The organism is Achromobacter anxifer (genome assembly GCF_903652925.1).
GTDB classification, from domain to species: domain Bacteria; phylum Pseudomonadota; class Gammaproteobacteria; order Burkholderiales; family Burkholderiaceae_B; genus Achromobacter; species Achromobacter anxifer.
This window is the reverse complement of record NZ_CAHLAR010000016.1, coordinates 84,787-101,285: the sequence shown is the minus strand read 5'-3', so window position 1 is coordinate 101,285 and position 16,499 is coordinate 84,787. Positions and strand designations below refer to the sequence as shown.

The window sequence follows — 16,499 nt, the reverse complement described above, 5'->3', positions numbered from 1 at the left end:
CAATGTCATCGCAACGCCCGTCCCTGAACCTGGACCAGCAACTCGTCATCGTCACCGGCGCCAGCCGCGGCCTGGGCGCCGCCATCGCGCGCGCCTTCCTGCGCGAAGGCGCCAAGGTGGTCGTCAACTATCTGAACAGCGCCGAACGTGCGCAGGCCCTGGCGGCCAGCGCGCCGGACCGGGCCATCGCGATACAGGCCGACGTGCGCGACCCGGCCGCGGTCGCCGCCATGTTCGCGCAGGCCAGCGCGCACTTCGGCCAGACCGTGGACACGGTAGTCAACAATGCCCTGCCCGCCTTCCAGTTCAATGGCGACGCCCGTCCCCACGCTGACGCCCTGGATTGGGCGCAGATGAACGCGCAGCTGGAAGGCAGCGTACGCGCCGCGCTCAACACCACGCAGGCAGCCCTGCCAGGCATGCGCGCCGCGGGCGGCGGACGCATCGTCAACGTGGGCACCAACCTGGTCCAGAATCCGGTGGTGCCGTACCACGACTACACCACCGCCAAGGCTGCGCTGCTGGCCTTCACCCGCACCCTGTCGCATGAACTGGGCGCGGACGGCATCACCGTCAATATGGTGTCGGGCGGCCTGCTGCGCACCACCGATGCCTCGGCGGCCACGCCCGATGCGGTATTCGACATGATCGCCGCCGGCACGCCGCTGCGCGAAGTCACCACGCCCGAGCAGTTCGCCGATGCGGTGCTGTTCTTCGCCAGCCCCTGGTCGCGCGCGGTGACGGGCCAGAACCTGATCGTGGATGGCGGACTGGTGAAGGGCTGATCGATGGGGCGCCTGCCCGGCGCGCCATTGATCAACGCTATCTATGCCTGCAAGCGCCTTGCGCTGATTTCAACGGCGGCGTACTTGATGCCCTTGAGCGCCGCGTCCTCGCTCGCGAAGGCGGCATCGCCCACGCCTATGCGCGTCCATTCGCGCCCGGGCGCGGTGCGCACCCATGCTTCGTAGCCTTGCTGCGCCGCCAACGGCCTGAGTTCGTATTCGAGCTGGTGGCCGTTCAGCCTGATCACTCCGGTTCTCATGTGCAGCTCCCCCTGTCTGTTATCAGCGCCGGCCCGCGATGGCCCGCGCGCGCAACACGGAGCATCCTGGTCCCATGGTAGGCCTTGCCCCACAGTCCTCGGCGCGCACCACCTCGGATACGGATTGCCCATCCACCATCCATTGCCTGGCCACGCTGACGACATCGGTGAATTCGGGCTGCGGTCCGTCCAGCAGCCAACCGACAATGGGGACTCCCGGCCTACCCGCAACACCAGGAGAAATCGGATCTAGATCCAAAGGCTTCATTGCGCCTCTCCGTTCAGGAAACTGTTAGCGAGCGTAGACGTGCCTTCGATTCTTAGTCATTAGGAAACCGCAAGAAATCGAACATTTTGTATGCGGGCCGCGTTGTTCCAGGCGACAGGCTCGCTCCCGGCAAACCGCCGCGGGCGGACCGGACATACTCGCTCACACATCAACGAATTCCTGCGCCCCCCGCCTCGCGCGTCACCTGCCGCCTGTTTCGGGGGCAGCCTCGGCCCGCATGAACGCGCGCTATTGCGTTTCCGATGCGCCCGCCAAAGCGCGACAGTCATCTATCATCAAGGTCCGATCCACCCACCCTGCCCTCGCCCAATGATCACGGTCAAAAGACTATTGCCTTCCGAATGGCCCACCGCCTATCCCATGATTGCGCAACTGCGAGCACTGGACGAAGCGGAATTCCTGTCCCGCGTCCGGCGCCAATCCCACGGCGGCTATGAATTGGCCGGCGCCTATCTGGACGGCCGGCTGGTGGGAGTGCTGGGCATGCGCCCCGTCCATACGCTGGCGCGCGGCCCCCATCTGCATGTCGATGACCTGGTGGTCGACGAAACCGTCCGCAGCAAGGGCGTCGGCCAAGCCTTGATGAAGTACGCCGAAGCGGACGCCGCGGCGCGCGAAATGAACGCCGTCTTCCTGGACGCGCGGGCGCAGGCCATACCGTTCTATGAACGCGAGGGCTACACCATGCATCCCGCTCCTTCCATGAAGAAGGTCCTGCAGCGCTAGGAATGGGCTGGACTGCGCCGCGGCGGCCCGGCAGGGCGCGGCGGCGCAAGCAGGTATCATCTGGCCTTGTCCCCGGCGCCCGCCAACCACGCCCCGGATGAGTAGCCAGATAAGTAGCTAGAACGGGTTTTTGGAAGGCAGCACCCTCAAGCGCCGCATAAATATACGGTCTACGCGAAACATGAAATTAGCCACCTGGAACGTGAACTCCCTGAACGTGCGCCTGCCGCAGGTGCTGGACTGGCTGGCCGCCAATCCGGTCGACGTGCTGTGCATCCAGGAACTCAAGCTCACGGACGACAAGTTCCCCGAGGCCGCCTTCACCGAGGCCGGCTACCACGCCGTCTGGGCGGGCCAGAAAACCTACAACGGCGTAGCCATCGTGTCGCGTGTGCCGGGCACGTCCAAGGAACGCAACATCCCCGGCTACGAAGACCCGCAGCAGCGCGTCCTGGCGCTGACCTTCCCCAGCCCGGACGGCGACGTGCGCGTCGTTTGCGCCTACTGCCCCAACGGCCAGGCCGTGGGCTCGGACAAGTACGCCTACAAGCTGGACTGGTTCGAAGCCATGCGCGCCTGGCTGGCCGAGGAAATCAAGCAGTACCCCAGGCTGGCGGTGCTGGGGGACTACAACGTCGCCCCGGCCGACGAAGACGTGCACAACCCCGAAAAATGGGAAGGCCAGGTGCTGGTGTCGGAGCCGGAACGCAAGGCCTTCACCGACCTGCTCGACCTGGGCCTGGCCGACTCCTTCCGCCTGTTCGAGCAGCCGGAAAAGTCCTTCAGCTGGTGGGACTACCGCCAGTTCGCGTTCCGCCGCAACGCCGGCCTGCGCATCGACCACGTCCTGCTGTCGCCGCCGCTGGTCAAGCGCTGCGTCGCCTGCGTCATCGACAAGGAACCGCGCCGCAACGAACAGCCGTCCGACCACGCGCCGGTCGTCGCCACGCTGGAATTCGCCTAGAAATTTTTGTTGTAGGGCTTGTTGCGCGGCGCCAGAATATTCCTGTATAGTTGCGGTCTTGCTTTGGGGCGGTAGCTCAGCTGGGAGAGCGTCGCGTTCGCAATGCGAAGGTCGGGAGTTCGATCCTCCTCCGCTCCACCAAACACCAGACGGAAAAGCCTTGGAACCATCATGTGTTCCAGGGCTTTTTTGTTTCTGAGGATTTTTCCGCGATTTTTTTCGTCGATTCGGCGACCGCTGATTGCCTGTCCTTCATCTTGATACTCTTCACATGCCGATCCAAAAAGTTGTCCATGCAAGCGTTGCGCGCGTGAAAACGAAGGCCTGTTTCATCGCCATGCTGGCAATGATGCTGATGCCGCCATCGTCCTTCGCGGACGGCATCAACGGGAAGAACATTTTTCTGCAGCGATGCGCCATGTGCCATGGAGCCGACATCAAGGGCACGGGGCCGTTGGCCAACAAAAGCACCCCTCCCACGCCCGACCTGACGACCCCTGCCTTCAAGAAGCGCCTGGTCGATTATCCGGGCGTGATCGTATCGTCCGTGATACTCCGCCCAAACGGAGATCTGATCCCGAGAACGTTGCGGGAAAACGGCGTGAAACTGCCTGCCTTTGCATGGACCGTCAAGGACTTTCGCGACCTGAACGAGTACATGACCGGCGTGATCAAGAAAACCAAGTAAGCGCACCATCGGCGCGCCAGCCGATGAGCGCTATCCCGGTCCCGTCAAGCCTTGACCGGCGCATCCGTCCTCAGGCATTTGCGTCGGCGCGCACCGTCGTAGCCGCGGTGCGCAAGGCATGCAGGAATAGCGAGACCGCGGCCGCGGCGCGCGCGTCGCGCCGGGTCATGATGCCCACGGGATGCAGCCGCGCCTGCAGCGCCAGCGGCAGGATCGCCAGCTGGCCCTGCGCCGCCAGCGAGCGGGCCACGCGCAGCGGAATGGCCGACAAGAGCGAGGTCCGCTGCAACAGCGACACGATGGTCAGGATGGCGCTGGACTCGATGGCGACCTGCGGAAAGCCCGCGCCGCGCGCCGAAACGGCGGCGGCGACCAGGCTGTAGAGCGCGGCATTGCGCGACGGCAGCACCCAGCGGCAGCCGTCCAGGGCCGCGCCGCTCAAGCGGCTGCGCGCGGCGAGCGGATGCGCCGGACCGCAGACCACGGCAGTGGCCTCGTCGTACAGGATCTCGCACTGCAGGTCCGCATCCGCGCCGTCCACGCCCAGCCGCCCCACCACGCAATCCAGCTCGCCTGCGCGCAAGGCGGGCAACAACTGCTTTTCCAATCCCTCGGACAATTCGATGCGCAAGGCGGGATGGGCCTCCTGCAGGCTCTGCACCGCCAGCGGCACCAGCAAATGCGCCACCACCGGGAAGATGCCCGCCCGCACCTTGCCCGTCGCGCCGTTGGCGGCCGCCGCAAGTTCCGCGTGAGTCGCATCCAGCTCGTTGAGCAGCAGGCGCGCGCGGTCGATCATCAGGAGCCCCAGCAAGGTCGGCGCGACGCCCTGGTGCGAACGCTCGAACAAAGGCTGGCCGACCAGCGCCTCGGCCTCGCCCAGCAGCTTGCTCAGCGCGGGCTGGCTGAGGTGCATGGCTTCGGCCGCGCGATGCAGATTGCCCACCCGGCCCAGTTCGTCCAGCAAGACCAGATGGCGGATGCGCAAGCGCGAGCGCAACTGCTGCAAAGTGGGGGTGTCCGCCATGGAGCAAGTTGGTTATCGATCGATAAGGAATCGCAATTATCCAGTTATCGCCTGTGCGCCCATACTAGGGTCATCCCGCTAGCCGGGCCATATCCAGAAAAAGGGGAATTAGCCATGTATCGTCGTCTTGCCGCGCTGGCGCTGGCCTGCGCCCTGGCGCCCTGCGCCGCCCTCGCGGACATCCGCATCGGCGTGATCGCCAGCAGCACCGGACCTGGAGCCTCGATGGGCTCGCTGTACCGCAGCACCGTGCCGCTGCTGCCCAAGACCCTGGGCGGCCGGGCCGTGGAGTACATCGCGCTGGATGACGCGACCGACCCCTCGTCGGCGGTCAAGACGGCGCGCAAGCTAGTCACCGAGAACAAGGTGGACGCCATCATCGGGCCGAGCAACGTGCCGACCTCGATGGCGGTCACCGAAGTCGCCCGCGAATCGCACACGCCGCAGCTGTCGCTGGCGCCCATCACCGTCAGTCCAGACCGCGCCGAGTGGATCTTCGTGGTGGCCCACGGCATCGACCTGATGGTCGACTCCCTGACCGCCGACATGGCCAGGCGGGGCGTCAAGACGGTGGCCTATATCGGCTTCTCGGACGCCTGGGGGGACGCCGTCTACCGCGCGCTGCAGAACTCCGCCGCCAAACGCGGCATCAAGGTGCTCAGCAACGAACGCTACGCCCGCACCGACAACTCGGTCACGGCGCAAGTGCTGAAGATCGTGTCGCTCAACCCCGGCGCCGTGCTGGTCGGCGGCTCCGGCACGCCCGGCGCGCTGCCGCACCTGTCGCTGCGCGAACGCGGCTACCAGGGCGTGCAGTACAACACCCACGGCGTCATCAACAAGGATTTCCTCAAGCTCGGCGGCAAGGGGGTGGACGGCGTGATCGTGCCCAGCGGCCCGGTGCAGGTGGTGGAGCAACTGCCCTCGGACAGCCCGATCAAGCCGGTGGCCAGCCGCTATGCCCAGCAGTACGAATCGACCTACGGCGCGGACTCGCGCAACGCCTTCGCGCCCTATACCTACGACGCCTATCTGCTGCTGGACGCTGCCGTGGCCAAGATTCCCGCCGACACCCAGCCCGGCACCCCGGCCTTCCGCCAGGCGCTGCGCGACTCGCTGGAAAGCCTGCAAGGCACCGTCGGCACGCAGGGCATCTACATGATGTCGCCCACCAACCACAACGGCCTGGACGAGCGCGGCGTCGTGCTGATGCAGGCCCGTTCCGGCGCCTGGCAGTTCCTGCCCTGAGCCGCCCGCAATCAGCAGGAGTCCGCATGACCGGCGTACACATCCCCTATGGCGTGTATTGGAGCACCCCTTTTTCGCGTTGGCAGGGCAGCCTGTCGCGCCTGCACAGCCTGCGCTTCGCCGCCTGGACCGCGCGCCGCGAACTGGAGCGCCGCGGCGTCGATCCCGCCGCGCTGCAAAGCGCGGTGCTGGGCTGCTCGGTGCCACAGCAAGGCTCGTTCTATGGCCTGCCCTGGGTAACGGGCATGCTGGGCGCGCCCCACCTCGCGGGACCGGTGGTTTCGCAGGCCTGCGCCACCTCGATACGCGGCCTGGCCACGGCCGCGGCGGAGCTCATGCTTGGCAATGCCGAGACCTCGCTGGTCCTCATGGCCGACCGCGTGTCCAACGGCCCGCAGCTCTACCACCCCGATCCCGCGGGTCCCGGCGGCTCCGGCGCGCATGAGAACTGGGTGCTGGACAACTTCTCGCACGATCCCTGGAGCGGCCTGTCCATGCTCCAGACCGGCGAACGCGTGGCCGAGCGCCACGGCATTTCCACGGACGAGCAGAACGCGGTCACGCTGCGCCGCTATGAGCAGTACGCGCAGGCCTGCGCCGACGGCCGCCGCTTCCAGCAACGCTACATGACCCTGCCCTTCGAGGTCCCCGACGCCCGCTACGCCAGGATCGCGTCGGTGCTGGATGGCGACGAGGGCATCCATGCCACCACCGCTGAAGGCCTGACGCGGCTGTCGCCGGTGCTGTCCGGCGGCACCATCACCTATGGCGGCCAGACCCATCCGGCCGACGGCAACGCGGGCATGATCCTGGCGACCGCCGAACGCGCCCGCGAGCTGTCGCGCCGACCGGAAATCGGCATCGAAATCCTGGCCTTCGGCCAATCGCGGACCGAAAAAGGCTACATGCCGCAAGCCCCCATCGAAGCCGCCGGCCACGCGCTGCAGCGCGCCGGCCTGGCGGTGTCGGACCTGCACGCGGTGAAGACGCACAACCCCTTCGTCGTCTCCGACATCGCCCTGGCGCGAGCCACGGGCTTGGACGTCATGGCGATGAACAACTACGGCTGCTCGCTGGTCTGGGGCCATCCCCAGAGTCCGACCGGATTGCGCTCTACCATCGAACTAATCGAGGAACTTGCCGAACGCGGCGGCGGCCTGGGCCTGTTCACCGGCTGCGCGGCCGGCGACAGCGCCATGGCCGTGGTGCTGCGCGTGGACGCGGCGGGAGCCGCGCGATGAACGGCGGCGTCCTCGAAGGCGCGCTGCGGATTCCGGCGCTGCTGGCCCGGGCGGCGCGCCTGTGCCCTGAACGCACCGCCCTGGTCTTTGGCGACCGCCGCCTCGACTACCGGCGCTATGCCGCGCAAACCTGGGCGACGGCGCGCAGCCTGCGCGGCTGCGCCAGCCCCGGCGCCCGGGTCGCAACCCTGCTGGGCAACTCGGACCTGGCATGCGTGATGACGCTGGCGCTGCAATGCGCCGGCAACCAGCACGTGCCCCTCAATCCGCTCTACACCGCGCGCGAACTGGAGTTCATCCTGCGCGATGCCCAGCCCGCCCTGCTGGTTGCCGACGCCCCATCCAGCGCCGTCGCCGCGCCGCTGGCCGCCGCGCTGGGCATACGGCTCGTCATGGAGGACGAGGCCCGCGCCTGGATGGAGTCGCAGCCCGGCCAACAGGAAGCGCCGGCGGACGACAGCGACGTGCAGGCGCCGGCCTTGTTGCAGTACACCGGCGGCACCACCGGACACCCCAAGGGCGTCATCCTGGGGCGCGATGCCATCGCCACCAACGTGCTGCAGCGAGAGCTCGCGCTGCCCACCCGCTACGGCGCCGACAGCGTACTTTGCGCCATGCCGCTGTTCCATTCCTATGGCATGGCCATGGGCCTGTTCCTGGCCGCCAGCGCCGCCGCCACGCTGGTGGTGCTGCCGCGCTACCGGCCCGACGACGTCTGCGACGCGGTGGAGCGCGAGCGCATCACCCTCTTCCCTGGCAGCCCGACCATCTACACCGGCTTGCTATCGCATCCGCGTTTCGCCAGCACGGACTGGTCCAGCGTGCGTGCCTGCTATTCCGGATCGGCCCCGCTGGCCGAGGAAGTGCACCGCCGCTGGGAAGCCGCGGTCGGCGCGCCGATCTACGAGGGCTACGGCCAGACCGAAGCGGGCCCCATCCTTACCTACAACGGCCCGACCGGCACCCGCCACGGCTCCGTGGGCACGCCGGTCGCGCGGACCGAGGTGCAGGTGGTGGATCTGGAAACCGGCGCCATCGTGCTGCCGGCCGGCCAGCGCGGCGAGATCCGCGCGCGCGGCCCTCAGATCATGCAAGGTTATCTGGCCCGGCCGGACGCCACCGCCGAGGCCTTGCGCGACGGCTGGCTGTACACGGGCGACATCGGAGAGTTCGCGGAGGACGGCTTTCTGTACATCCGCGACCGCAAGAAGGACCTGGTGATATCGGGCGGCTACAACATCTACCCGCGCGAAGTCGACGAAGTGCTGTACCTGCACCCCGACGTGGCCGAAGCCGCCGCGGTGGGCTGGCCGGACAGTTACCGGGGCGAGGTCATCCGCGCCTTCGTGGTCCTGCGGCCCGGCGCGGCGGTCGACGAAGCCGGGTTGATCGCGCATTGCCAATCCAACCTGGCCCGTTACAAGGTGCCCGCGGTCATCAGCATCCTCGATGCCCTGCCCTACACGGGCGCCAACAAGGTGGACAAGAAGGCGTTGCGCGCGCCGTAGCGGCTATGGCGCGCGTCGGATGAGGAAACCTCCCCTCAAACCGGATCCTGATCCAGCCTGCGCACCGCCGCGCTCAGCGTCGAAAAATCGAATTCCTTGCGGCCGCGCAGCAGGCAGCGCATCAGCACCGTGGTCAGCACCGGCACAACCGCGGCCAGCAGGAACGACTCCAGCAGGAACGTGGGCTTGTCGCCCGGCGCCGGGAAGAAGAACAGGCCCGCGGCCAGGCCCGACAGGGTCGCCACGGTGGCGGTCAGGCCGTCGTGCTTGCGGCTGAAGAGACCGTAGAAGACCGGGAACGCGGCGGCGGAGCACAGCAGGTCGGCCAGCAGGAACAGGTACAGCACGCTATACCCTTGCGACGCCACGATCATGACCGGAATGGCCATCAGCAACACCAGCCAGCGCGCCAGGCGCTTCATGGTCATGGCGCGGGCATTGGGCATCAGTCGGCGCAGGTCGACCGCGATGATGCTGGAGACGGCGCTGATCGCGGTGTCGGCGGTGCTCATGACCAGCGACAGCCCCAGCGGAATCAGGGCGATCACGAACCATGCGGGCGCGTGCGGCATGATGACGCTGAAGAGCGCGATGGAACTGTCGCCCTGGGGCGCGAGGCCGACGAAGGCCAGGCCGAACAGTCCCATGAGGAAGATGAACGGCGCGACCAGCACGCCGCCCAGCAGAAAGCCGTTGCGCATGGAACGCGCGTCGCGCGCCGCGTAGATGCGCTGCCAGTTGCCCTGGTGGAATACGCCGGTCAGCAGGATCGCCACGAAGAAGGTCAACCCGGCCTTGATGCCCACCGGATCGGTCAGGTCCAGCAGCTGCGGCGCCTTGGCCTGCAGCGCCTCGATAGTGGGCATGGCGCCGCCAGCGGCCTGCCACCCGACCACGCACAGGATCACCAGCAAGGGCACGATGACCATCATCTGCACCTGGTCCGTGAAAATCGACGAGCGCAGGCCGCCATAGGTGGTGTAGAGCAAGGTCGTGCCCATCACGATGGCGGCGGTGGCCCACAGCGGCACCGGCGCCAGCATCGTCACCAGCTTGGCGATCGCCGTGACTTCCGCCGACAGGGCGATGAAGAGATAGAACAGCATGATGAACAACGCCAGACCGTACATGGGCCGGCCGTAGCGCGCCATCAGGAATTCGGTCAGGGTATGGCCGTGCGGAATCAGTTCGCGCATGCGCCGGCCCAGCGGAATCATCACCAGCCGCGGCGACATCGATCCCAGCGCGTAGCCGATCACCGCCGCCAGCCCGCCCCAGGTCGCGGCCTGCGCGGGCGAGAACAGGATCCAGGCGCCCAGCGTGGACGCCATCAGGGTCAGGATGGTGCCGAAGGCGCCCTGGCTGTTGCGGGCGACGATGTAGTCCTCCAGCGTGCCGCGCTTGCGCCGCGTGTACAGGACGCTTGCCAGGGCGAAGCCGCCTGAAAACAGCAACAGCCACATCAGGGCGGCAGATTGGGTCAGCATGGGTATTGGTCCTCCCGCAGCCGGCGGGCAGCCGGACGCGCAACGCGGCGGCCCGCCACGCTGCGTGGCCAGGGCCGCAAGATGATTGAAAGTCTAGGGAGGGCGCGCGGACTGCGCGATGTCCTTCCCTTCGCCGGCATTACCCGGATCAGGTTCAAAGGGTTACCGCGTTGGCGCGGAATCTCAGCCCTTGCAGGGCTCCCCCAGGAATTGCCGCAAGATTAGGAGAGCGGCACGCCAATGTCAACGCGCCTGGCGCGGACGCCGGCCGCGGCTTTTGTGCTAAGTTCGCCCGCTTGCGGCACCCGTTCGCGTGTCCGCCGATGGAATCGAAGAGCCTGACCATGCCTATCGCGCCTCCCGCCACCACCGCCAGGAACGGATCGCCATGCTGCATCTGAACCTGTTCATCTTCGGCTGCGGCCACCATCGCGCCGCCTGGCGCCACCCTGATTCCGCCGCCGAACGGCTGGGCGACATCGCCTATTACGAGGAACTGGCGCGCACCGCCGAACGCGGCAAGCTGGACGCCATCTTCTTCGCCGACGGCCAATCGGTCGACAACATCGGCGACGGCCCGCGCTGGTACCTGGAGCCGCTGACCGCCATGGCCGCAATCGCGCGCGCCACCACCCGCATCGGCCTGATCAGCACCGTCTCCAGCACCTTCTTCACGCCCTTCCACGCGGCCCGCATGGTTGCCTCGCTGGACCATATTTCCGGCGGCCGCATGGGCTGGAACGTGGTCACGTCCATGTTCGACGCGGAAGCGCGCAACCATGGCTACGAATCCATGCCGGGGCATGACTGGCGCTACGCGCGCGCCGAGGAGTTCGTCGACGTGGCGCTGAAGCTGTTCGCCTCCTGGGAGGCGGACGCGCTGGCCATCGACCGCCAGGGCGACTATGGCGTGCCGTCGCGCGTGCGCAAGATCGGGCACCACGGCGAGCATTTCCTGGTGGACGGCCCGCTGACGGTGCCGCGTCCGCCGCAGGGCCGTCCGGTGCTGTTCCAGGCCGGAGCGTCGGACCAGGGCCGCGACCTGGCCGCCAGGCGGGCCGAAGCGATCTACGCGGTCGCCTACGACCTGCCCGCGGCGCAAGCCTATTACCGCGACATCAAGCGGCGCGTGCTGGCGGCCGGCCGCCAGGACTTCGTGCCCATCATGCCGGGCCTGGTCACCTATGTGGGCTCGACCGAGGCCGAGGCCCGCGCCAAGCAGCGCGAACTGGACGTCCTGCTGCCCAGCGACGCCTCCTTGCGCCAGCTGGGCACCTTCGTGTTGCAGGATTGCTCCGGCTGGGAGCTGGACGCGCCCGTGCCCGCCCTGCCGCCCCTGTCCGAATTCACGGGCCCCAAGGGCCGCTACGCGACCATTCTGCGCATCATCGAGACCGAACAGCCCACCGTGCGCCAGCTGCTCGGACGGCTGGCCGCCGGCGGCGGCCATTGCACGATGGTGGGCACGCCCGAACAGATCGCCGACCGCATGGAGCACTGGTACCGGAACGAAGGCGCCGACGGCTTCAACCTGATGCCGCCGTCCCTGCCCGGAGGCATCGACAATTTCGTCGAGCACGTGATTCCGGTACTGCAACGCCGCGGCCTGTTCCGCACCGAATACGAACACCGCACGCTGCGCGGGCACCTGGGCCTGGATATCGGGTAAAACAGGCTTACGTCCCGGCCCTCCAGGCCGACCGGAGCCCGCCCGTGCCCTCTCCCACGCCCCTGACCGACGACCGTCTGCCGCTGCTCATGAGCCTGAACGGCGGCTATGTGGATACCCTGGGCTTCATCGCCCTGCATGGCCTGTTCTCCGCCCACGTGACCGGCAACTTCGTCACCATAGGCTATGCCCTCGCGAACGGCGCGTCCGGCGCCTGGACCAAGCTGGCGGCGCTGCCGGTCTTCTGCCTGGGCGTGTTCGCCGCGCGTCTGTACGGCCAGGCCCGGCGCGAAGCCAACAAGCCGGTCTTCATGCAGCTGCTCAGCGCCAAGACGCTGTTGCTCTGCCTGGCCGCCGCGCTGGCGCTGACGCTGGGCCCCTTCCCAGCCGCCGACAGCTGGGGGCTGTTCGCCACCGGCATGGCGCTGGTGCTGGCGATGTCCATACAGAATGCGGTGCACCGGGTGCACCTGGGATCGGCGCCGCCGTCCACGCTCATGACCGGCACGACGACGCAGATCATGCTGGATCTGGCGGACGCGGCGCGCGGCGAAGCGGATGAGGCCAGCCGCAAGCGCATGGCCCGAATGGGGCGAGCTGTACTGGCCTTTGCCGCCGGCTGCGCGGCGGCGGCCCTGGTCTACATGGCCTGCGGAATGTGGGGCTTCATCGTGCCGCCCCTGGTTTCATTGGCGGGACAGGGCCTGGCTGGACGCTATCCGGCCTGAACGGGCGGGCTGCACCGCTGCTGCGCGGCTGCCCTGCCGGGAAACCGCCGGCGATTTGGCGGCGCGCGTCGCGATCCAGTCGTAGAGCATCACTCCCGGTTTGCGCAACAACACCAGGGCGAACATGCAGGCAATGGCGAAGGCGCCCAGCATGCAGAGCAACAGCGCGTTCATCATCGCGCCCCCTGATCCAGCTGCAGCCGGAGGATGCGCCTGAGCTCCAGGATCGCTTCGGGCGTTTCCTGCACGCTGTGCGAGAAGTTGACGATCTTCTCGGATTCCGCGCCTTCCAGATGCGCGCTGCGGTACGGCACCAGCCCGTCGTCCGAATCCGCCAGCGGGACGCCGGGGGTATTGTTCGCAATGATGCTGTGGTAACGCACCGCCGGCGAAATCGGCATCAATGCGGTCAATTGCACAAAACGGTCCTTTTCACTCAGATTGTCCACGCCATTGGCCACCCGGATCGAGGCTACGGACCGGGACGGTCCGTCGGCCTCGGCCAGCCGGTTGAGCTTGGCGAACTGCCGGACCACTTTGGCGGGCAGCGTTATCAAGTTGGACAGCCAACGTGACAAAGTGTTCTCGGCGAACGGCGTTCCGCGGTGCGGAGCGGCGATAAATACGGCTCTCGTAACGCCCTGAAACGACTGAAAACTCAACACCGGATCAAATTCGGCGTGGGCCTCCTCCAGCCGGGCATCGTCCAGCCCCGCATGGTCGCGCAGCGCGTCCCACAACACGTCGCCGGATGAGGACACCAATAGGCGGCTCAGCACGCCGCCCATGCTGTGTCCGATGACCACGGTGTCACGCGAGGCCTGCGCCACGCCCATGGGATCGAAATGTCCGATGGTCTGGCGCAGCGCTTCGCGGATGTCCCGGTTGTTCAGCGCCAAGGGCGTGTTGGTCGGGTAATAGACTTGCCAGATCTGGTAGCGCTGGCGCAGCGTTTCATCGCCGAGCACCTCGTTGGCGACGTTGATCCAGGCTTCCGGGCTGCTGGCCAGGCCGTGCAGCATGATGACGGTGCGCCGGTCCGGATCATAGGGTTGCAGCAGGTAGACGTGCGGCGCGTCGATGCCCTCTTCCTTGCCCAGCACGTTGCGCAACGCCTGGGTCGCGAAGCCCGAACGCGCCAGCCACAGCCCGTAGCCCGACGTGAAATTGGCGGCCAGCGGCACCCTGGCGCCCGCCAGGTCCACCGTGTCGCGCTTGTACGGGTCGTAGGCGGCCAGGGTCGCGTCGCGCGTGGCCATGACCTGTTCCAGGGTCTTGCCTGGAAAGCTCATGATCACCGTCACCGCGGGAAATGGCGTTTCGCTGTACGGCGTCTTGAAGGTGTCGGCATCGTTCACGCGGCGCGCCGTCACCGCCACCAGCTCGGCGCCGAAGCCGTCGCGCCGGTACATGCTGCGCAAGCCCTGGAAGGTCAAGGTCGACGCCGGCACCAGCTCGTGCGGAAACTGTTTGCCGCCGGGCAGCTTGACGTCCGACATCTCGCCCAGCACCTGCCAGGGGCCCGCCGTCATCTTCGTCCCCGGCTGCGGCGGACGGCCGCGGTACTGCTCGAACAGGCGCGTGACGGCCTGCTGCACGGCGTAGTTGTAGTAGTCGCGGACCTGGGCCTGGCGGTCCTCGAACGCGCGCTCGCTGGGCGAGCGCGGTGTGAAGAACAGATAGGCGTAGGCGGCCCGCGCCGTCTGCAGATAGGCGTCCAGCAGCCGGTCTTCGTCGTCCTGGCTGGCCGGACGCCGCTTTTCCGCCGCCACAGCTTCCATCAGCCAGACTTCGGACAGCGTGGCCAGGCGCCGTTCGCTGTCCAGCCCTTCCATGGTCGCCAACGTGCTGGTACAGGCATCGCGGTCCTTGCGGCAGTCCTGGGCGCTCAGGCCCAGCACGGCCATGGCCTCGCGCGCGGACGCGCTGAGCTGGCCGGTGGTGAGCACATCGCCGCGGCGCTGCGCAATGTAGTCCTGCGTGCTGACGGAAGACACCTTGACGCCCGCGCATCCCGCGCACGCGAGCAGGGCCAGGATCGCAAGGCCCTTCGCGCCTGCCGTCCAGGCGCCTGTCATGGCGCGGTCCGGGCCGCGGCGGGCTGGCGGATGGCGCGCGAGAACTCGACCGGATCCGGACCGGGCAAGGCGGGCGAGCCGATATAGGCCTGCTCCCGCAATTCGGACAGGGGCTTGCTGCTATCCAGCCCGCCTTGCTCGTACAGGTATTCCGGCAGATAGCCGGACAGCAGGATGCGGTAATCCATGGGCAGGCCCGGCACGATCGCCCGCACCATGCTGTAGACCAGCGTGGTGCAGTTGGCCGTCACCGTGTGATAGAAGCGCGGCTTGTCGGCCAGTTCATTGGCGGTGCGCACATAGGACAGGAACAGCTCGCGCATGGCGGGCACGGGCATGCCGACGGGGTACAGGTAGACGCGCTCGGCGCGCGGCCCGGCGCGCACGTAGAGGATGTCGCGCTCCTGCGCCGCGATCACGCTGAGTTCGAACTGCTTGAAGAAGCCGCCGATCTCCGAGAACTGCTCGCCGCGCTCCTTGCGGATCTCGACCGAAAACACCACGTGGCGGCCGTCGGTGAAACCGAAGGAGACCAGCGTGTGGGCGATGGCCGGGCTGCCCCAGTACGACAGCGCCATGTCCACCGAGGCCAGATCGTTCAGGTTGTATTGCTGGCTTTCCCAGCGCGGCGTGTAGCGCGTGTCGGTGTCCGCCTGCCAGTCGAAATTGCGCACGCTGTCCAGCGTGACGATGGAGCCGGAGACGCTGCCGCGCAGCGTGCGCGCCACGTCGTCCGCCCAGATGCGGTCGTTGGAAGGCGCCAGCGTCTGCCACCAGCCGCCCAGCGCGATCACGCCGACCAGCCAGACGCCCAGGGCTCGCCGCGCGCGCCCGCGCCACAACGCCACGGCCGCGTACAGGCACAGCGCGGCCCAGGCCAGCGCCGCCGCGCCCTGCGCCAGTTCGCCGCCGGGCACGCGATAGGCCAGGGCCAGGCAGCCCCACAGCGCGGTCAGGACGAGAACCAGGCTGAAAATGACGCGCCCGGCGATCGCCAGGCAGCCGCGCCGGGCTCGATTACAGGCTGCCATACTGCTGCACGATTTCCAGGACGCCGTTGATCACGAACTGCACCGCCATGCAGACCAGCAGGAAGCCCATGATGCGGGAGATGGCCTCCACCCCGCCCTGGCCGATCACCGCCACGATGCGGCCGGCCGAGCGCAGGCAGATCCAGAACAGCAGGCCCAGCAGCGAGAACACCACGATGGGGGTCGCCGCCAGCACCCAGGGCGCATAGGTCTGGGTCAGCGTCGAGTCCAGGGTGGCCGCGCCGCTGATGATCATGGCGATGGTGCCCGGCCCCGCCGTGCCCGGCATGGCCAGCGGCACGAACGCGATATTGGGCACTTGCCGGTTGGCTTGGGCATCGGCCACGTCGGCTTCGGACGCGGTCGACGGCGTGGACGGAAACACCATGCTGAAGCCGATGCTGGCCACGATCAGGCCGCCGGCGATGCGCAGGCCCGGAATCGAAATGCCGAAGGTATGCATGATCCAGGCGCCGGCGTAGTACGTCACCACCATGATGCCGACCACGTAGAAAGCCGCCTGCTTGACCTGGCGTTCGCGTTCCTTATAGGGAATCTGCTGGCCCAGGGACAGCAGCAGCGTCATGGAAGTCAGGGGATTGGCCAGCGGCAGCATCAGGGCCAGCCCGAGGCTGACCAGTTTTCCCAATTGAACCAGGTCGTCGATCATGGTGGATTGCGCTGGCGCGGCTACGGCGCGTCACAGCTGCTTGGATCGTGTTGCAATGGTGTAATGTACTATACATTACACATTTTCAGCCAGGCATGGC

At 67.4% G+C, this 16,499-nt stretch carries 16 protein-coding genes, 1 tRNA gene and 1 riboswitch; of the genes, 10 read left to right on the top strand and 7 right to left on the bottom strand.

Annotated elements, in window-relative coordinates; genetic code table 11:
- The first annotated feature begins 2 nt into the window (after positions 1-2).
- Positions 3-785 (top strand): 3-oxoacyl-ACP reductase, encoded by a 783-nt coding sequence (locus HWY37_RS31845; protein ID WP_175208872.1) that lies wholly within the window; start codon positions 3-5, stop codon positions 783-785.
- 41 nt (positions 786-826) lie between these two features.
- On the opposite strand, the gene HWY37_RS31840 is transcribed toward HWY37_RS31845, so the two are convergent.
- Positions 827-1,045 carry a hypothetical protein gene (locus tag HWY37_RS31840; RefSeq protein WP_175208873.1) on the bottom strand — a complete coding sequence of 73 codons (219 nt, stop codon included), beginning with the start codon at positions 1,043-1,045 and terminating at the stop codon, positions 827-829.
- A 649-nt stretch (positions 1,046-1,694) separates the two neighbouring features.
- Between HWY37_RS31840 and HWY37_RS31835 the strand changes: the two genes are divergently transcribed.
- The 4 genes from HWY37_RS31835 (at position 1,695) to HWY37_RS31820 (ending at position 3,712) form a co-directional block, all read left to right on the top strand.
- Positions 1,695-2,060 (top strand): GNAT family N-acetyltransferase, encoded by a 366-nt coding sequence (locus tag HWY37_RS31835; RefSeq protein ID WP_246302461.1) that lies wholly within the window; start codon positions 1,695-1,697, stop codon positions 2,058-2,060.
- A 181-nt stretch (positions 2,061-2,241) separates the two neighbouring features.
- Complete coding sequence (gene xth, locus HWY37_RS31830; RefSeq protein ID WP_175208875.1) at positions 2,242-3,024, top strand: exodeoxyribonuclease III; 783 nt, start codon at positions 2,242-2,244, stop codon at positions 3,022-3,024.
- A 65-nt stretch (positions 3,025-3,089) separates the two neighbouring features.
- Positions 3,090-3,165 (top strand) — tRNA-Ala (locus tag HWY37_RS31825).
- Between the two features lie 130 nt (positions 3,166-3,295).
- A complete protein-coding gene (locus tag HWY37_RS31820; protein WP_425485062.1) occupies positions 3,296-3,712 on the top strand; it encodes a c-type cytochrome in 417 nt (138 codons plus the stop codon).
- A gap of 70 nt (positions 3,713-3,782) precedes the next feature.
- On the opposite strand, the gene HWY37_RS31815 is transcribed toward HWY37_RS31820, so the two are convergent.
- Complete coding sequence (locus HWY37_RS31815; RefSeq protein ID WP_176090652.1) at positions 3,783-4,739, bottom strand: LysR substrate-binding domain-containing protein; 957 nt, start codon at positions 4,737-4,739, stop codon at positions 3,783-3,785.
- Between the two features lie 114 nt (positions 4,740-4,853).
- On the opposite strand from HWY37_RS31815, the gene HWY37_RS31810 reads away from it, so the two are divergent.
- The 3 genes from HWY37_RS31810 to HWY37_RS31800 are packed head-to-tail and all read left to right on the top strand — an operon-like array spanning position 4,854 to position 8,736.
- On the top strand, positions 4,854-5,987 hold the full coding sequence (locus tag HWY37_RS31810) for an ABC transporter substrate-binding protein (protein ID WP_176090651.1): 1,134 nt from the start codon (positions 4,854-4,856) through the stop codon (positions 5,985-5,987).
- Between the two features lie 26 nt (positions 5,988-6,013).
- Entirely contained in the window at positions 6,014-7,228 is a 1,215-nt protein-coding gene (locus HWY37_RS31805; RefSeq protein ID WP_175208878.1) for a thiolase family protein, read from the top strand.
- On the top strand, positions 7,225-8,736 hold the full coding sequence (locus HWY37_RS31800) for an AMP-binding protein (RefSeq protein ID WP_176090650.1): 1,512 nt from the start codon (positions 7,225-7,227) through the stop codon (positions 8,734-8,736). The genes HWY37_RS31805 and HWY37_RS31800 overlap by 4 nt, the downstream gene beginning before the upstream one ends.
- 35 nt (positions 8,737-8,771) lie before the next feature.
- Here the strand turns inward: HWY37_RS31800 and HWY37_RS31795 are convergent, their stop codons facing one another.
- Positions 8,772-10,223 carry a sodium:solute symporter family protein gene (locus HWY37_RS31795; protein WP_175208880.1) on the bottom strand — a complete coding sequence of 484 codons (1,452 nt, stop codon included), beginning with the start codon at positions 10,221-10,223 and terminating at the stop codon, positions 8,772-8,774.
- A 108-nt stretch (positions 10,224-10,331) separates the two neighbouring features.
- A riboswitch (TPP riboswitch) is annotated at positions 10,332-10,438 on the bottom strand.
- 173 nt (positions 10,439-10,611) lie between these two features.
- Here HWY37_RS31795 and HWY37_RS31790 point away from each other — a divergent pair.
- Both HWY37_RS31790 and HWY37_RS31785 read left to right on the top strand, forming a co-directional pair.
- Positions 10,612-11,892 (top strand): LLM class flavin-dependent oxidoreductase, encoded by a 1,281-nt coding sequence (locus HWY37_RS31790; RefSeq protein WP_176090664.1) that lies wholly within the window; start codon positions 10,612-10,614, stop codon positions 11,890-11,892.
- An 89-nt stretch (positions 11,893-11,981) separates the two neighbouring features.
- Complete coding sequence (locus HWY37_RS31785) at positions 11,982-12,620, top strand: YoaK family protein (protein WP_175208922.1); 639 nt, start codon at positions 11,982-11,984, stop codon at positions 12,618-12,620.
- Here HWY37_RS31785 and HWY37_RS31780 read toward each other — a convergent pair.
- From HWY37_RS31780 to HWY37_RS31765, 4 genes are read right to left on the bottom strand one after another with little or no spacing between them, the layout of a single operon-like run.
- Complete coding sequence (locus tag HWY37_RS31780; RefSeq protein WP_175208881.1) at positions 12,579-12,797, bottom strand: hypothetical protein; 219 nt, start codon at positions 12,795-12,797, stop codon at positions 12,579-12,581. The two genes, HWY37_RS31785 and HWY37_RS31780, sit on opposite strands and share 42 nt — an antisense overlap.
- Positions 12,794-14,698 carry an esterase/lipase family protein gene (locus HWY37_RS31775; protein ID WP_175208882.1) on the bottom strand — a complete coding sequence of 635 codons (1,905 nt, stop codon included), beginning with the start codon at positions 14,696-14,698 and terminating at the stop codon, positions 12,794-12,796. The genes HWY37_RS31780 and HWY37_RS31775 overlap by 4 nt, the downstream gene beginning before the upstream one ends.
- Positions 14,695-15,729 (bottom strand): Lnb N-terminal periplasmic domain-containing protein, encoded by a 1,035-nt coding sequence (locus HWY37_RS31770; RefSeq protein WP_176090649.1) that lies wholly within the window; start codon positions 15,727-15,729, stop codon positions 14,695-14,697. The genes HWY37_RS31775 and HWY37_RS31770 overlap by 4 nt, the downstream gene beginning before the upstream one ends.
- Positions 15,716-16,399 (bottom strand): MarC family NAAT transporter, encoded by a 684-nt coding sequence (locus HWY37_RS31765; RefSeq protein ID WP_277353281.1) that lies wholly within the window; start codon positions 16,397-16,399, stop codon positions 15,716-15,718. Before HWY37_RS31765 ends, HWY37_RS31770 begins: the two co-directional genes overlap by 14 nt.
- Positions 16,400-16,499: the final 100 nt, after the last annotated feature.

Bases quoted from the DNA above. Each gene is read 5' to 3' on its own strand.
- HWY37_RS31790 (WP_176090664.1), top strand. From the start codon at position 10,612: ATGCTGCATCTGAACCTGTTCATCTTCGGCTGCGGCCACCATCGCGCC.
- HWY37_RS31795 (WP_175208880.1), bottom strand. From the start codon at position 10,223: ATGCTGACCCAATCTGCCGCCCTGATGTGGCTGTTGCTGTTTTCAGGC.
- HWY37_RS31765 (WP_277353281.1), bottom strand. From the start codon at position 16,399: ATGATCGACGACCTGGTTCAATTGGGAAAACTGGTCAGCCTCGGGCTG.
- HWY37_RS31770 (WP_176090649.1), bottom strand. From the start codon at position 15,729: ATGGCAGCCTGTAATCGAGCCCGGCGCGGCTGCCTGGCGATCGCCGGG.
- HWY37_RS31815 (WP_176090652.1), bottom strand. From the start codon at position 4,739: ATGGCGGACACCCCCACTTTGCAGCAGTTGCGCTCGCGCTTGCGCATC.
- xth (WP_175208875.1), top strand. From the start codon at position 2,242: ATGAAATTAGCCACCTGGAACGTGAACTCCCTGAACGTGCGCCTGCCG.
- HWY37_RS31845 (WP_175208872.1), top strand. From the start codon at position 3: ATGTCATCGCAACGCCCGTCCCTGAACCTGGACCAGCAACTCGTCATC.
- HWY37_RS31775 (WP_175208882.1), bottom strand. From the start codon at position 14,698: ATGACAGGCGCCTGGACGGCAGGCGCGAAGGGCCTTGCGATCCTGGCC.
- HWY37_RS31805 (WP_175208878.1), top strand. From the start codon at position 6,014: ATGACCGGCGTACACATCCCCTATGGCGTGTATTGGAGCACCCCTTTT.
- HWY37_RS31780 (WP_175208881.1), bottom strand. From the start codon at position 12,797: ATGATGAACGCGCTGTTGCTCTGCATGCTGGGCGCCTTCGCCATTGCC.
- HWY37_RS31840 (WP_175208873.1), bottom strand. From the start codon at position 1,045: ATGAGAACCGGAGTGATCAGGCTGAACGGCCACCAGCTCGAATACGAA.
- HWY37_RS31835 (WP_246302461.1), top strand. From the start codon at position 1,695: ATGATTGCGCAACTGCGAGCACTGGACGAAGCGGAATTCCTGTCCCGC.
- HWY37_RS31820 (WP_425485062.1), top strand. From the start codon at position 3,296: ATGCCGATCCAAAAAGTTGTCCATGCAAGCGTTGCGCGCGTGAAAACG.
- HWY37_RS31800 (WP_176090650.1), top strand. From the start codon at position 7,225: ATGAACGGCGGCGTCCTCGAAGGCGCGCTGCGGATTCCGGCGCTGCTG.
- HWY37_RS31785 (WP_175208922.1), top strand. From the start codon at position 11,982: ATGAGCCTGAACGGCGGCTATGTGGATACCCTGGGCTTCATCGCCCTG.
- HWY37_RS31810 (WP_176090651.1), top strand. From the start codon at position 4,854: ATGTATCGTCGTCTTGCCGCGCTGGCGCTGGCCTGCGCCCTGGCGCCC.